This is a genomic window from Leeuwenhoekiella sp. MAR_2009_132, from assembly GCF_000687915.1.
Classification (GTDB): Bacteria; Bacteroidota; Bacteroidia; order Flavobacteriales; family Flavobacteriaceae; genus Leeuwenhoekiella.
This window is the reverse complement of the sequence record NZ_JHZY01000002.1, coordinates 928,164-944,149: the sequence shown is the minus strand read 5'-3', so window position 1 is coordinate 944,149 and position 15,986 is coordinate 928,164. Positions and strand designations below refer to the sequence as shown.

General features: G+C 36.1%; 15 protein-coding genes and 1 other RNA gene. 8 read left to right on the top strand and 8 right to left on the bottom strand.

The genetic code is table 11. The features are described 5' to 3' along the window. Positions 1 to 20: 20 nt before the first annotated feature. Both P164_RS04065 and P164_RS04060 read right to left on the bottom strand, forming a co-directional pair. Positions 21 to 440 (bottom strand): nucleoside-diphosphate kinase, encoded by a 420-nt coding sequence (locus P164_RS04065; RefSeq protein WP_028375195.1) that lies wholly within the window; start codon positions 438 to 440, stop codon positions 21 to 23. Positions 441 to 552: 112 nt separating this feature from the next. Continuing rightward, entirely contained in the window at positions 553 to 1,578 is a 1,026-nt protein-coding gene (locus P164_RS04060) for an alkaline phosphatase D family protein (RefSeq protein WP_051621185.1), read from the bottom strand. 76 nt (positions 1,579 to 1,654) lie between these two features. Between P164_RS04060 and P164_RS04055 the strand changes: the two genes are divergently transcribed. The 4 genes from P164_RS04055 (at position 1,655) to P164_RS04040 (ending at position 5,100) form a co-directional block, all read left to right on the top strand. Next, positions 1,655 to 2,671 carry a DHH family phosphoesterase gene (locus tag P164_RS04055; protein ID WP_028375193.1) on the top strand — a complete coding sequence of 339 codons (1,017 nt, stop codon included), beginning with the start codon at positions 1,655 to 1,657 and terminating at the stop codon, positions 2,669 to 2,671. After that, the gene (gldI, locus tag P164_RS04050) at positions 2,664 to 3,218 is read left to right on the top strand and encodes a gliding motility-associated peptidyl-prolyl isomerase GldI (protein ID WP_028375192.1); all 555 of its coding nucleotides are present in this window, start codon (positions 2,664 to 2,666) and stop codon (positions 3,216 to 3,218) included. The genes P164_RS04055 and gldI overlap by 8 nt, the downstream gene beginning before the upstream one ends. A gap of 2 nt (positions 3,219 to 3,220) precedes the next feature. After that, complete coding sequence (locus P164_RS04045) at positions 3,221 to 4,396, top strand: peptidylprolyl isomerase (protein ID WP_028375191.1); 1,176 nt, start codon at positions 3,221 to 3,223, stop codon at positions 4,394 to 4,396. Positions 4,397 to 4,599: 203 nt separating this feature from the next. Then, positions 4,600 to 5,100, top strand: coding sequence for a DUF4168 domain-containing protein (locus P164_RS04040; protein ID WP_051621183.1), 501 nt, complete (start codon positions 4,600 to 4,602; stop codon positions 5,098 to 5,100). Positions 5,101 to 5,176: 76 nt separating this feature from the next. Here the strand turns inward: P164_RS04040 and P164_RS04035 are convergent, their stop codons facing one another. After that, on the bottom strand, positions 5,177 to 6,640 hold the full coding sequence (locus P164_RS04035) for an aminoacyl-histidine dipeptidase (RefSeq protein ID WP_028375190.1): 1,464 nt from the start codon (positions 6,638 to 6,640) through the stop codon (positions 5,177 to 5,179). A 134-nt stretch (positions 6,641 to 6,774) separates the two neighbouring features. Between P164_RS04035 and P164_RS04030 the strand changes: the two genes are divergently transcribed. Further along, a complete protein-coding gene (locus P164_RS04030; protein WP_028375189.1) occupies positions 6,775 to 7,059 on the top strand; it encodes a 4a-hydroxytetrahydrobiopterin dehydratase in 285 nt (94 codons plus the stop codon). A gap of 100 nt (positions 7,060 to 7,159) precedes the next feature. Further along, on the top strand, positions 7,160 to 7,891 hold the full coding sequence (locus P164_RS04025) for a YebC/PmpR family DNA-binding transcriptional regulator (RefSeq protein ID WP_028375188.1): 732 nt from the start codon (positions 7,160 to 7,162) through the stop codon (positions 7,889 to 7,891). A gap of 140 nt (positions 7,892 to 8,031) precedes the next feature. Here the strand turns inward: P164_RS04025 and rny are convergent, their stop codons facing one another. The 4 genes from rny to P164_RS04005 form a co-directional block, all read right to left on the bottom strand. Continuing rightward, on the bottom strand, positions 8,032 to 9,600 hold the full coding sequence (gene rny / locus P164_RS04020) for a ribonuclease Y (protein ID WP_028375187.1): 1,569 nt from the start codon (positions 9,598 to 9,600) through the stop codon (positions 8,032 to 8,034). A gap of 48 nt (positions 9,601 to 9,648) precedes the next feature. Beyond that, a non-coding RNA gene (gene ssrS, locus P164_RS04015) (6S RNA) lies at positions 9,649 to 9,756 on the bottom strand. 51 nt (positions 9,757 to 9,807) lie between these two features. Further along, the gene (locus P164_RS04010) at positions 9,808 to 10,098 is read right to left on the bottom strand and encodes a cell division protein ZapA (protein ID WP_028375186.1); all 291 of its coding nucleotides are present in this window, start codon (positions 10,096 to 10,098) and stop codon (positions 9,808 to 9,810) included. A gap of 8 nt (positions 10,099 to 10,106) precedes the next feature. Next, positions 10,107 to 10,397 (bottom strand): hypothetical protein, encoded by a 291-nt coding sequence (locus tag P164_RS04005; protein ID WP_028375185.1) that lies wholly within the window; start codon positions 10,395 to 10,397, stop codon positions 10,107 to 10,109. A 283-nt stretch (positions 10,398 to 10,680) separates the two neighbouring features. Between P164_RS04005 and P164_RS04000 the strand changes: the two genes are divergently transcribed. Both P164_RS04000 and P164_RS03995 read left to right on the top strand, forming a co-directional pair. After that, the gene (locus P164_RS04000) at positions 10,681 to 12,372 is read left to right on the top strand and encodes a M23 family metallopeptidase (protein ID WP_028375184.1); all 1,692 of its coding nucleotides are present in this window, start codon (positions 10,681 to 10,683) and stop codon (positions 12,370 to 12,372) included. 5 nt (positions 12,373 to 12,377) lie between these two features. Then, positions 12,378 to 14,834, top strand: a complete 2,457-nt coding sequence (locus P164_RS03995; protein WP_028375183.1) for a carboxypeptidase-like regulatory domain-containing protein — start codon at positions 12,378 to 12,380, stop codon at positions 14,832 to 14,834. On the opposite strand, the gene P164_RS03990 is transcribed toward P164_RS03995, so the two are convergent. Then, positions 14,835 to 15,980 (bottom strand): cysteine desulfurase family protein, encoded by a 1,146-nt coding sequence (locus P164_RS03990; protein ID WP_028375182.1) that lies wholly within the window; start codon positions 15,978 to 15,980, stop codon positions 14,835 to 14,837. Positions 15,981 to 15,986: the final 6 nt, after the last annotated feature.

Here is a 15,986-nt window from a genome sequence, read left to right as displayed (position 1 = left end):
AATATAAAGTCATTAACTGACTAGAATTTTTCTCTACCTGAAAAGTGAAAAGCACCTTCAATAGCTGCGTTCTCATCACTGTCACTACCGTGAACAGCATTTTCTCCCATAGAGGTAGCATATAATTTTCTAATAGTACCTTCTGCAGCATCTGCAGGGTTTGTTGCTCCTATAAGTGTTCTAAAGTCTTCAACTGCATTTTCTTTTTCTAAGATAGCAGCAACAATAGGACCTCTTGTCATAAATTCTACAAGCTCTCCAAAAAACGGACGCTCGTTATGTACTGCATAAAAAGCCTCTGCATCTGCAGTAGTCATTTGCGTCATTTTAAGCGCTACTATGCGAAAACCTGAAGCTGTAATTTTTTCTAATATTGCACCAATGTGTCCATTCTCTACGCCATCTGGCTTAATCATGGTAAACGTTCTGTTTGTTGCCATTTTGTTTTGTTTTGTTTCAATCAGCATAATAAGAGCCAATTGATTTTTTTGTTTTTAAAATCGCTGCAAAAGTAATTCTTTTAATTAGAAATTTTAGTTCCTTAATTAAGAATTAATAGTGCTGACTTAATTCGCTTAAAATCTGATCATTTACTCCCATAATTTTAAAATTTATGATGTGTTTATCAAGATCAATATTAAGTAAACCATAACTGCGTACACTAATTACATCACCTACCCTATATTGATTAGGTTCTCCACTGTATGAAGAATAAGAATGCGTTAGACCACTTGAAGTAAAATCGATTAAGGGGTAATCTATTCCTTCAATATTTTTTCTAGAAAATTCTGAAATATGCCTATCCCCGCTTAAAAGAACAACACGTTGAGCATTCGCATTTTTCACTAAATTTTCAAAACGTTCAATTTCTGAAGGAAAATTTCCCCAGGTTTCAAAGCCGTGCTCGGCACTTAAAAACTGAATACTGCTCATTACCACGCAATAGTCTGATTTCTCTTCAAATTGCTTTTCTAACCAACTCCACTGCTCAGCTCCTAAAATTGTTCCGGCCTCAGTCGTATTGGGCTCATAACGTTTCCCGGCTATTTCAGAATCTGTAAGATCACTTCTAAAATAACGAGTATCAAGAATAATAATCTTAATCCATTTTCCATCTTTATAATAATTCTTAGAAGTATAAACGCCTTCCTGGTCCCTAACTTTAGCATCTTTAGGAACATTTAAAAAGTCTAAAAAAAGGTTTTGACTTGTATGCTTTTTACTATATTCTGCTCCACCATCATTAATTCCATAATCGTGATCATCCCAGGTTCCTAAAATCTCGGTCTTTTCGGCAAATGCTTTATAATCAGGATTTGCTTTTTGTTGTTTATACATAGCCTCCATAACCGTCATATCTTCTGTATCTGCATAAATAACATCTCCTCCCCATATGAACACATCTGCATTTTTAGAAGCTATATCATTCCAAAATGGATTAGGTAAATCAACCCTATTGCAAGAACCAAATGCAATCGTGAAATCTGATGTGTAGGTAGTTTCCTGAGCGTTTGTAAAGAATGTCACTAAACCTAAACAAAAACCGATTAAAAGTCTTTTTTGAATACTTGATATCATTTTTACTAAAATTTGAAGTTCAAAATTACACGTTCCCATATTAACACTATATCATGAAATCGTATATTCGCCTTCTATGAAAAATTCTGAAATACTACTTCTCAAAGATCTTTTAGCTACCCCAAAAAAAATTGTAATCATACCACATAAAAATCCAGATGGCGATGCAATGGGATCAACTTTAGGTCTATACCAATTTCTTATAAAAAAAGGTCACAACGCAACTGTGGTAAGTCCTAACGATTATCCTAAATTTTTAAAATGGCTGCCATTTGAAAATACAGTAGTTAAATTTGATCTTCAGAATCAACAAGCTACCCGCTTAATTGCTGAAGCAGATTTAATTTTTACTCTAGATTTTAATTCATTATCCAGAGTAGGCGATATGGAAAATTCGTTGCGTAGTGCCAGCGCTCAGTTTGTAATGATAGATCATCATCAACAACCTGATGATTATGCTGTAGTAACCTATAGTGATGTTACTGTTTGCGCTACATGCCAGATGGTTTATCACACCATAGAAATGCTTGATGGTCTAGATCTTATAGATGCTGATATTGCCACATGTCTTTATACCGGAATTATGACCGATACCGGTTCTTTTAGATTTAGATCTACTTCTGCATTAACTCACAAAGTAATTGCCGGTTTAATAGAAAAAGGTGCTGACAATGCTTTTATACACGAGCAAATTTACGATGCCAACAGTTACTCAAGAATGCAGTTACTAGGCACCGCTCTTACTAATTTACGTGTATTACCAGAATATAATGCGGCCTATATCACCTTGTCTCAGGAAGAACTTGATGAACATAATTATCAAAAAGGAGATACCGAAGGTTTTGTAAATTACGGGTTATCATTAGATTCTATCAAAATTGCTCTTATTTTCATAGAGAATAAACAGGAAGGAATAATTAAAATCTCATTGCGTTCTAAAGGAAGTTTTTCAGTTAACGAGATGTCACGTTCTCATTTTCAGGGAGGTGGTCACACAAATGCAGCAGGTGGTAAAAGTGATCTTTCCTTAGCCGATACAGTTGCCTATTTTATTAGTATATTACCTCAATATAAAGAAGCGCTACATGAATAAATTCAACCTGCTCGTTGTACTGTTAGTCCTTGTTTCAGCTTGTAAAACTCCAGAAGCAAGAAGACCGGTTAGCCAATCATCCGGCTCTTATGTAGACCTGTCTATTGAGCGCAATAAAAAAATGAATAAAGCTCAGGAAGAAGCCATTAAGCTAATTATGGAAGCTAACCCGGAGCACGAGTATTTTTCTTCAGATAAAGGCTTTTGGTATTATTACAATGTAAAAGACACTACAAGTCTCATCAAACCGAAAACGGGAGATCTTGTAACGTTTAATTATGAAATAAATGCACTCGATGGTAATCTTTTAATTTCTAAGGAAGATTTAGGAGAGCAGACCTATCAGATAGAACAAAGCAATCAAGATCTTATTTCAGGACTCAAAGACGGCTTAAAATTAATGCAGGAAGGTGATGTAGTCACTTTTTTACTTCCCTCACATAAAGCCTTTGGATATTACGGTTTTGAAGATATAATAGGCTCTAACTTGCCTATTCAAACTAAGGTTTATCTCATACAAGTAAAAAGAAATAATACTGAAAATTAATTATGAAAAAAGCATCTGTTCTTGCATTCATGATTTTATTTGCGTTTGTGTCCTGCGCAGATGATAAATACCCTGATTTAGATAATGGTCTTTATGCTGAAGTTCTAACCAACAAAGGCACCATGATCATAAACTTATTTTATAAAGAAGCGCCGGCTACAGTTGCCAATTTTGTTTCCTTAGCAGAAGGTAATAATCCGCTTGCAGATTCTATTTACAAAGGCAAACCCTTTTATGACAACCTTACCTTTCACCGCATAATGAAAGGTTTTATAATACAGGGTGGTGACCCTAAAGGTAATGGTAGTGGTGGCCCTGGCTATAAATTTCACGATGAATTTAGCCCAGAGTTAAAGCACGACACTATAGGTGTGCTTTCTATGGCAAATTCTGGCTATGGTACAAATGGTAGTCAGTTTTTTATCACAGATGCTCCTACTCCACACTTAGATGGCTACGATGCTGAAGATAATCTCAAAAATTGTAAAAATCCACAAATTGGTTGTCATACGGTTTTTGGTCAATTGGTTTCTGGTTTTGATGTTTTAAAGAAAATAACTGAAACCGAAATGCTTGACGCGCGTACTGGAAAACCAAAAAGTAAGGTTACCATACAATCTGTAAAAATCATTAGAAAAGGTGCAGAAGCCCGTCACTTTGAAGCACCCGAAGTTTTTACTGAAGAGATTGAGAAAAAGGCTCAAGAAAAAGAAAATGCTTTGGCTGCCAAACAAAAATTAAAAGATGACCAGAAAGCCTTATTTGAAGAATTACGTAAAAAAGCAGACACATTAGAAAGTGGTCTTGCGCTAGTCATAACCGAAAAAGGTTCTGAAGAAAAACCAAAACGTTCTCAAAAAGTAAAAGTAAATTACGCAGGATATTTTTCTGATGGCGAACTTTTTGACAGTAATATTCAGGCGTGTGCAGATGAGTGGGACATTCAAACGCGACCCAAAGAAAATATGTATGTTCCTGTAGAAATCCCATACGGTCCCGAAGCACAAATGATTGCAGGGTTTAAAGAAGGGATTCAGCAATTAAACTATGGAGATAAAGCAACGCTGTTTATTCCCTATCATTTAGGATATGGCGAGCGCGGGTATCGTATTATACCGCCGCGTACAAATCTGGTTTTTGAAGTTGAGCTTCTAGATGACCGAGAGCAAGAAGACTAAATTCTAATTTTATACTGAATTGAAGTATTATTAATGTCTGTTGTGATATCACAACAGACATTTTTTTTTATTCTTTAAAGATAGTATTAACATTTGCCCGATATTATGTTAAGCTGTTGTAAAAAATAACAATCTCTTTCTTAAAATAACGGCTATGGTATGTTTCTTTCCTAACATTAAACTTCATTTAAAAAAGAAACATAATGATTACATTTAAAAAAGATATAATTGCGTTAGCACTCACGGGTGCTTTAATAGGTGGTGTAAACTTTACTGCAAGAGCGCAAGTAGCACCTAGCCAGTCAACCACGCAAACTCAATCAGAAATAACTAATGCAGAACTTACTAAGTTTGCTGATGCCTTTATAGAAGTACAGGAAGAAAACAAAGTAGCCCAACAAGAGATGATGGTAATCATTAAAAATAATGGTTTAGAAGTAGACCGTTTTAATGAAATTCAAAAATCTAAATTGGATCCTAAAACTACGGTAGATGCATCTAAAGAAGAATTAAAACAGCACGCAGCAGTAATTACCGAGATTAAGAGTATGCAACCAAAATTAGAATCTAAAATGTTTGCGATTATAAAGGATCACGGCCTAACTATGGAAACCTACAAAGCGGTTGCTATAGCTCTTCAAAATGATAAAGCACTTCAACAAAAATTTCAGGAAATAATGATGAAAAGTCAAACTAAAGGCTAAATTTTCTAATAGTATAAATAAAAAAGGAGATGCTCGCGCATCTCCTTTTTTTTATACTACCATTTAATTAGTGTTATTATTTCACCGGAATATCTTTTAATATATCCTGAATAAAAATCCAAAACTTTTGAACTGAAGCTATACTTACGCGCTCATCTGGAGAGTGCGCTCCACGAATTGTAGGCCCAAAAGAAATCATATCCATATCTGGGTAGTTTTGACCAAGGATACCACATTCTAAACCTGCATGACAAGCTGCTACGTGAGGTTCTTCGTTATTTATCTTTTTATATTTATCTACTAGTACTTTGAGAATAGGACTATCCATATTAGGTTTCCAACCGGGATACTCTCCAGAAGTCACCACTTCACAACCTATTAATTCAAAAACACTTCTAAGTGTATTAGCGAGATCTGTACGTGACGATTCTACAGATGATCGTGTAAGACATAATACTTCAATTTGACCATCTTTAACGCTTACACGTGCCACATTATTTGAAGTTTCAACCAGGTTTTCAATATCTGGACTCATACGATATACACCATTCCAGGCAGCCTGTATCGCTTTTAAGAAGCCTTCCTGAACTCCCAGACTCATAACCTTTTTAGGCAAAGCAATCTCTTCTAATTCAACTTGTAAATTGGGCTCTAAAGTCTTGTACTCTTCTTTAAGTATTTCAGCAAATTCTGCTATATCACTTTTAAATGCTTCACTATGTATGCTGTCGATACAGAATTTTGATACACTCTCTCTGGGTATTGCATTACGCAAACCACCGCCAGTTATTTCTTCAATACGTAAACCATAATTTTCAAAACCGTCAAGCAAAAATCTATTCATAAATTTATTAGCGTTACCTAATCCCTTTATGATTTCCATTCCAGAATGACCACCCTGGAGTCCGTTTACGGTTAATTTAAAACCTGTTTTACCTTCTTCAACATCTTCTAGATTGTACGAACGAGTTGCAGTAATATCTACACCCCCTGCACAGCCCACTCCTATTTCATCATCCTCTTCGGTATCTAAATTTAATAAGATATCTCCTTTTAAAACACCTCCTTTTAATCCCATTGCTCCGGTCATACCGGTCTCTTCATCTATAGTAAATAAAGCTTCTAAAGCAGGGTGTGGTATCGCATCGCTTTCTAAAAGCGCCATTATAGTTGCAACGCCCAATCCATTATCGGCTCCCAGGGTCGTACCTTCTGCTTTCACCCAGTCACCTTCAACTTTCATTTTAATCCCCTGAGTGGCAAAATCAAATTCAGTTGCATTATTTTTCTGATGTACCATATCCAGATGGGATTGTAAAACAACCATCTTTCGGTCTTCGAGACCTTGAGTAGCAGGTTTTCTAATAATCACATTACCTACTTCATCTACAAAAGTTTCTAGATTCAACCCCTCGCCAAAAGCTTTCATAAAAGCAATTACCTGCTCTTCTTGTTTAGAAGGTCTGGGTACAGCATTAAGGTTTGCAAAATTTTTCCATATCGCTTTGGGTTCTAGCTCTCGTATTTCCATATTTGTCATAAATTCAGTTTATACAAAGGTACAGGATATCTTTTGGTAAGTAAACAACTGGTATTCCTGTAAACGTTAATCTTGGGTTAAGCCTTATTCTGGCATTAAACCTATTATTATATTCATATTCTAAAACTAAAATGATGAAAAAACTAGAAGAAGCTGCAATACTAGAGCAATTACAAGATTTAGCTGGATGGGAATTTAAAGAAAACGCCATTCATACGTCTTTAGAATTTGAAAACTTCAAAGAGGCATTTGCAACAATGACTCGTATTGCTTTTGAAGCAGAACTACAACAACATCACCCAGATTGGACCAATGTGTACAATACGCTAAACATAAGTCTTTCTACTCATGATGCCAATGGTGTGACAGCTAAAGATTTTAAATTAGCACATACAATTGAAGAAATAATAGGAGGTTAAAACATAAATAATTCACTTTTTTAAGGGTAATATTTAATCTAAAAAACGCACATTCTTAATGTTGAATTTTGTTAAATTTACACCCGTTAAAAAATAAACTATGGGAAGAGCATTTGAGTTTAGAAAGGCACGTAAAATGAAGCGCTGGAGCGCAATGTCAAAAGCATTTACGCGTATTGGTAAAGATATTGTAATGGCTGTTAAAGAAGGCGGCCCAGATCCTGATTCTAACTCTCGCTTACGTGCTGTTATTCAAAACGCGAAAAGCGTTAACATGCCTAAAGACAATGTAGAACGTGCTATTAAGCGTGCTAGTGATAAAAGTCTTGGTGATTTTAAAGAAGTCTTATTTGAGGGGTATGCACCGCACGGTATCGCAATCTTAATTGAGACCGCTACAGATAATAATAACCGTACCGTAGCAAATATTAGGTCTTATTTTAATAAATGTAACGGAAATTTAGGTACTTCAGGTTCAGTTGAATTTATGTTTGATCATACTTGTAACTTTAGAATTCCCGCGGAAGGCTTAGATCCTGAAGAATTAGAATTAGAATTGATTGATTTTGGGGCAGAGGAAGTTTTTGAAGACGAAGACGGAATTTTAATTTACGGTCCTTTTGAGAGTTTTGGAGCAATTCAGAATTACTTAGAAGGAGCAGGTCACGAGATATTATCTAGTGGCTTTGAACGCATTCCTCAAGTAACTAAAGAGCTTACTCCTGAAGAGGCTGAAGATGTTGAAAAACTTCTTGAGAAAATTGAAGAAGATGAAGACGTACAAAATGTGTATCACTCTATGGATGAATCTTCAAGCAGTACGGAAGAATAATTAACATCCTTATAATAAAAAAAACAGAAGCTAGCGCTTCTGTTTTTTTTAGCTTAAAATTCAACTTTCCTTTAAAACTTTTTAATACTAAAAAAGCCGGCAGTGCCGGCTTTCTTAGTTATAATATCTCTATGTAGTTACTACTTCGCGATATTCACCGCTCTGGTTTCTCTAATAACTGTTATTTTAACCTGACCCGGATAGGTCATATCTGTTTGTATTTTTTGAGAAATTTCAAAAGATAATGAAGATGCTTTCTCATCATTAACCTTGTCACTTTCTACAATCACACGCAACTCTCTACCCGCCTGGATAGCGTATGCCTTCTTAACCCCCTGAAAACCGAATGCAATGTCCTCAAGATCTTTTAAACGTTGTATATAAGAATCTAATACTTGTCTTCTCGCACCTGGTCTTGCACCGCTAATTGCATCGCAAACCTGAACAATAGGAGCTAATAGAGTTTTCATCTCGATCTCGTCGTGGTGAGCTCCTATAGCATTACAAACATCTGGTTTCTCTCCATATTTTTCAGCCCACTCCATACCTAATAAAGCGTGCGGTAATTCGCTTTCTGTATCTGGCACTTTACCTATATCATGTAAAAGACCTGCACGTTTAGCAAGTTTAGGATTAACGCCTAACTCTGCTGCCATAGTTGCACAAAGTTTTGCCACTTCCCTACTGTGTTGAAGTAGATTTTGACCATAAGAAGAACGATACTTCATACGACCTACAGCTTTAATAAGTTCTGGGTGCAAGCCGTGAATTCCTAAATCTATTACGGTACGCTTACCTATGTCAACAATTTCCTGCTCTATCTGCTTAGTTGTCTTTTGAACAACTTCTTCAATACGAGCCGGGTGAATTCGTCCGTCAGTTACCAGTTTATGTAATGACAGACGCGCAATCTCTCTACGTACACTATCAAAACAAGATAAAATAATAGCTTCGGGCGTATCATCTACGATAATCTCAACACCGGTAGCAGCTTCTATAGCTCTAATGTTTCGACCTTCACGACCTATAATTCTACCTTTTACATCATCACTTTCAAGATTAAATACAGATACACAATTTTCTACTGCTTCTTCTGTACCTATACGCTGAATGGTATTAATAATAACTTTCTTAGCATCTTGCTCAGCGGTAAGTTTTGCTTCTTCCATAGCGGTTTGTATGTACGCCATAGCATCACTTTTTGCCTGATCTTTTAAAGACTCAACCAATTGTTGCCTTGCCTCCTCTGCAGAGAGCCCAGAAATTACTTCGAGTTGTTGCACTTTATTAAAATGCATTTTATCAATCTCTACCTGGCGTTTTTCAACATATTCTAAACGCTCATCATAGTCTTTAACTTTCTCTTCAATTTCTTTATTAAGCTTTTTGTTTTTAGCTATTTCGCTACTTACCTGCGATTCTTTATCACGGGTACGTTTCTCAGCTTCATTAATTTTCTTGTCTCTAGAAAGAATAACTTTCTCGTGTTCTGATTTAAGCTCAATAAATTTTTCTTTTGCCTGAAGAATTTTATCTTTCTTAATTGATTCTCCCTCGCTTTTTGCTTCTTTAATAATATTAGCGGCTTCTTTTTTTGCATTGCTTACGATTTGCGATGCGTTATTCTTTTCTAGCAATTTTGCCAGTAAAAATCCCAGTGTGCCAGCGATTAAGATGACGCCTACGATTATAAGTACAGTATTTCCCATTTAGTTAGTGTATATATAAAAAAAGCCTACATTGATCGGGTTTTGCGTAAACTCCTTAAATAAATCATAGGACTAACGAGCTGATCAAGAATCCGTTCAAAGACGGCGCGCTTTTACAACTCAGACTCATCCTTTTTAAAGAATATAGTGTTGAGTTTACCAAAAAAAATAACCAATGTAGGCAGTAAATTTCTATTTTAAAGAACGTTAGGACAACTGGCTTTTAACCAGTAACTCGAGGTCTCGCAGTTGTTGTATTGCTTCGGCACTCTCACCACTTCCCTCAATATCCCTTTGTATTGTTTTAGACGCAAATTGCAAAGCGCACATCGCTAATACATCTTGCTTATCTCTAACGGCATAACTTTGCTCAAATTTCTTAATCATTTCCTCAATCTCTTTCGCTGCTTTACGCAATCCTTCTTCCTGCTGAGGTTTTATAGTTAGCGGATATACCCGGTCTGCAATAGACAATTTTATTTTTAAATGATCAGACATATCCTAAACTAATCTGCTAATTGAGCAATACACGCATCAATCTCACGCATCATAGTATTTATTTTTAGCTTGGTTTCCCGTTTGTATTCGTTACTGCCCAGCATTGCATTTGCAGTTTTAAGTGTACTGTATTTAGCTTCCCAATTACTTAGTAAAGTTACCAGCTCTTCCTGCTCTTGCTTCAAATTATGATTTGCGGTCTGTAAGACCTCGTTTTCACGTTGAAGTTTCTGATAACGATGCACTAGTTTGCTAATTACATTTTGCAACGCATCTATACGCTCCAACATTTCACTCATAACCTTATTTTAACAATGCTTAGTCACACAAAGTTAACATTCGATGGTTAATATCGCAATACATTCTATTTTATTTTTAAACAAGTCATTGTAACGCTACAATAATTTAATCTTAACCACATTAACTATCAAAGAGTTCTGAAAATATTTATTATTTAAATTTTAAGCGAAGCTTTTTATAATATTTTCAATTTAAAAAAGACATATTACACTAAAAAATAATCAAGTTCTTGGCTCCCTACAAATGTGCGATGATTACCATTTTTTTTATCTTAGCGATTCTATGAAAAAACTACTTATTACTCTTTTTACAAGTTGTACTCTTCTTGTAAACGGCCAATCAGATATTCCTAAAAAAGATTTTATACCACCGTTGCGTATCACCACCGTTCTTGCAGGTAGTTTTGGTGAACTGCGCAGTAATCACTTTCATAGTGGGCTTGATATTAAAACACAACAGCGTACCGGTCTTGATGTAGTCGCCAGCGCTTCGGGTTTTGTGAGTCGTATTAAAATTTCGCATTATGGGTATGGTAAGGCGCTCTATATAGACCACCCTAATGGCTATACAACCGTTTATGGTCATCTTGATAAATTTTCTCCTGATTTAGAGGCATACGTAAAAGCAAAACAATATGAAGCCGAAAGCTACGAGATTGAACTTTTTCCGGCTCCAAATGAATTAGCTGTCACACAAGGTCAATTAGTCGCTTACAGCGGAAACACCGGCGGTAGCGGTGGCCCTCACGTTCATTTTGAAATACGGGATAAAAATGAACGACCTATGAATGCCCAACTTTTTGGAATAGAAGTCGCAGACCATAGAGCTCCCATTATAAACGACCTGCTTGTGTATACACTCTCAGACAGTAGCGCTGTAAATCAATCGCAAGCACGTCAAAAACTAACCATTACAAAGCAACCTGATGGAACATATTTAAGTGAAAACCTTACAGCTTATGGTGCTATAGGTTTTGCTGTAGGAACGGTAGATATGCAGGATGCTGCTAATAACAATAATGGTATCTACAAAATTGAAACCAGTTTAAATGGTGAAATATTATTAAATCTGGAAATGGATAAATTTTCGTTTGCAGAAACACGCTACATAAACCGAATGATTGATTACTCCTATTTTGAAGAGAAACGGGATCGGGTTCAAAAATTGTTTATAGAGCGTAACAATCCGCTGAGCATTTTTAAGTATGAAAAAAATAAAGGTGTACTTCAACTTAATCAAGACGGCACCAGCGGAATTTATACTATAAAAGTATCGGATATTAAGGGTAATGAAACTGTAGTTGTTGTACCTATAACTATTGCTAAAGAACCTATTTTATCCCCAACTGTAAAAAAAGTCACTCCGTATTTTGTACAGGCAGATGCAAATCAAAACTTCAAAGTAGGTGATTGGGATTTGTTTATTCCTGAAGGTTCGTTTTATGATGATTATTATTTAGATGTTTCTGCAAATACAGACGCACTGCATCTTGATCAGGATTTAATACCGGTTCAGAAATATATTAAATTGAGTTACAATGTTTCTGCATTTCAGCCCGGTGATCGAGAACGATTATATATAGGAAGAGTTAATTACAGAGGACTATTGCGTTATGAAGGAGCTACCTTAGAAGGTGATCACATATCTGCAAGCGTAAATGCATTAGGCGATTTTAAACTTGGCTTAGACACTAAACCACCCAAAATTGAAGCTATAGACCTTACAGATGGTAAATGGATTTCAGATTATAAAACGCTAAATTTTAAAATAACTGACGAGGATACTGGCATAAAGAGTTACAGAGCTACCATTAACGGTAACTTTATATTGCTTGAATATGAGTATAAGAAAAACTTACTAACCTATAATTTTGATGATGGTATAAGTGTTTCCGGAGAAAACCAACTTCAGCTTATTGTAACAGATAATGTAGGAAATAGTACTACATTTAAGACCACATTCTTTAGAAAATAGAGCTTTTGAAAATACTTTCTTTAATTATAGTTCTTGTTAGCCTTGGAAATTTTTCGGTATTAAATGCCCAAAGTTCCGCACTAAGTGGGATTGTATTTGATGAATCTAATAAACCATTATCTGGTGTAAATATTAGTAGCGATAATCTGGGTACACAAACAGATGATACGGGTTATTATTATTTAGAAATACCGGCAAATTCTATAGTAGAAATCAAGTTTTCGTATGTGGGATTTAAAACTACCACAGCTTCATTCTCACTTAAACTCGATGAACTCCTTGAGTTTAACCCTGTTTTAAGTACACGTATTCAACAAATAAATACGGTTATAATTTCTGCAGAGAATCAGAATCGCATAGAAGGTATCGTGAATTTAAATCCCGAAACTGTTAGAAAAATACCGGGAGCAAATCCCGGAGTAGAAAATTTACTCAAGATTCTACCGGGAGTTAGCGCCAATAATGAACTGAGCACGCAATATGCTGTACGCGGTGGTAATTATGACGAAAATCTAATTTATATTAATGATATTGAAGTCTACAGACCATTTCTTATACGCTCTGGCCAGCAAGAAGGTTTGAGTATTGTAAATAGTGATCTTGTGCGCGATGTAAGTTTTAGTGCCGGAGGGTTTCAGGCTAAGTATGGTGATAAACTTTCGTCTGTACTCGATATAACCTACAGACGGCCGGTAGAATTTGCGGCTTCAGCAGATTTAAGCTTATTAGGTGTTAGTCTTTCCGCCGAAGGACTAAGTATAAATAAGAAATTTACAGCCTTAGTAGGTGCGCGATACAGAGACAATAGTTTACTGGTAGATGCTAAGCAGACTGAAACCAATTACAAACCAAGATTTACAGATCTTCAAAGCAACCTTATCTATACGTTTAACCCTAAGTTTGAACTAGCATTTTTGGGAAATCTAGCTGTAAACCGTTATGATTATAAACCCTTTACGAGACAAACTAATTTTGGCACCTTAGCAAATCCTATTGCCTTAATTATAGATTATGAAGGGCAGGAATCTGACCGGTATGAGACGTATTTTGGAGCCCTCACTGCAACTTATAAACCCACTGAAAATTTAAATTTAAAGATTATAAGTGCTGCTTATCATACGAAAGAACAGGAATATTACGACATATTTGCCCAATATGCATTAGGAAGTCCGAACTCCAATATAGGTGGAAACGATACCGGTGAAGTTGATTTTACTGAAGCCATAGGGTCTCAACTTACCCATGCTCGTAATAATCTTGATGCTTTAATTGTTAATATTCAGCATAAGGGACAGTTTTCAAAAGGTACAAATCAATTAGACTGGGGATTAAAATTTGCTCACGAATCCATTCGCGATCGGGTTCAGGAGTATGAAATCGTAGATTCTGCCGGATTTTCTTTACGACCACCTTTAGATCGTATTCAAAACCAGCAACCCTATACACCCTTTGATGCACCATTAGAAGCTTTTACGACTGTACGCGCTCAAAATGACGCTCAAATAAATCGCATTTCTGCCTTTGTACAATACAGTAAACGTTTAGAACTGAATACTACAAAAGCCTGGTATAATTTAGGATTACGCTCTCAAGTGTGGAATGTTAGCGGTACAAATCTTACTTCAAATACCCAACACGTAATTAGCCCAAGAGCACAATTTAGCCTTAAACCAAACTGGAGAGCCGATATGGTTTTTAGAATTGCCTCGGGGATTTATTACCAACCCCCATTTTATAGAGAATTGCGAAATGCTCAGGGTACAGTACTACCTAATGTAAAAGCACAAAAAAGTATTCATTTTGTAGCCGCAATTGACTGGAGCTTTAAGCTGTGGGAACGACCATTTAAATTAATCAGCGAAGTGTATTATAAAGATTTATCTAACGTTAATTCCTATACATTAGAGAACGTTAGAATACGTTATAAGGCAGCTAATGATGCAAAAGCATATGCATATGGAGTTGACTTTAGACTTTCTGGTGAGTTTGTACCGGGTACAGACAGCTGGATTAGTCTTGGAATTTTAAAAACTGAAGAAAACATAAATAATAGAGGTTATAAAGCAAGACCTACAGACCAACGTTTAAAATTAGGAGTCTTGTTTCAAGATTATGTACCTACAATACCAGATTTAAAACTTTATATAAAAATGGTATATCAAAGCGGCCTGCCTGGTGGCTCTCCTTCCTATGTTGATACCTATGATTACCAGACACGTTTACCATTTTATTTCAGGTCAGATGTAGGGTTTGCGTACTCGATACTAACTCGAGAATCATTAAAAGCTGAAAAATCTATAATTGAAGAATTAAATATTGGAATTGAAATCTTCAATATTTTTGATCGCCAAAACAGCATCACCAATACATTTGTGCGCGATGCCGCGTCTCAACAACAATACGCTGTCCCTAATTATCTTTCGCCCAGAGTATTTAACGTACGCCTGAGTGCACGCTTTTAATTAAGCAATAAACTGTTTTAACGTCTCAATTACATAATCAACTTCTTCTTTAGTATTCTCGTGTGAAAATGAAAACCGAATAGAAGGCTTATCTAATTTATCTTTAGATAAAAATGCATTTAAAACGTGGCTTCCCTGATCGCTTCCGCTTTGACAGGCACTTCCTTTTGAACACGCAATCCCCTTTAAATCGAGTTGAAATAAAAGCATTAAAGCTTTATCAGCAGGAACGGGTAAACACACATTTAGCAAGGTATATGTGCTTTTTGTTCCGTCATGACAATTTCCATTAAAATGAACCCCAGGTATGTGCGCTTGTAATTGCTCTTTAAAATACCATTTAATGTCTTCTATATGTTTCCGCTCTGCGACAAGATTAGATTGCGCTAGAATAAGTGCTTCTTCCATACCTGCTATATTGTGCACAGGTTCAGTTCCTGCGCGACTACCGCGCTCCTGCCCTCCTCCAAAAATAAGCGGCCGAATTTTGCTGTTTTTACGTAAATAAGCAAAACCAACGCCTTTGGGTCCGTGAAACTTATGCGCAGCAGCAGCTATAAAATCTACCGGAACTTCACTAAGGTTTAAATCAAAATGTCCCACAGACTGCACCATGTCACTATGAAAAAGTGCGCTGTATTTTTTAGCAAGAGCACAAACAGCATTTAAGTCGAGCATATTGCCTATCTCATTATTAATATGCATCAGACTTATAAGCGTTTTTTCAGAATTTGAAGCTAACAACTCTTCAAGATGACTTAAATCTACGCTTCCGCAGTCTTTAATAGCCACCATAGATATTTTTATATCATATGCTAATTGTAAATGTTCTACTACGTGCAAAACTGCGTGGTGCTCTATAGGGCTTGTTATGATATGCCTCACCTCTAAATCCCGAACAGCACTATTTATGATCAGATTATCTGCCTCTGTACCGCCTGAAGTAAAAATAATTTCGGCTGGAGTAACATTTAAGTAGGCGGCGATGGTTTTACGCGCCTGCTCAATTACTGTTTTAGCTTTACGGCCTACTGCATGAGTTGAAGAAGGATTTCCCGGTATCTCACTCATTACCTGCATCATGCGCGTAATTACTTCGGGACGTATAGCTGTTGTGGCAGCATTATCAAAATAAACTTGAGTCATTCGTAT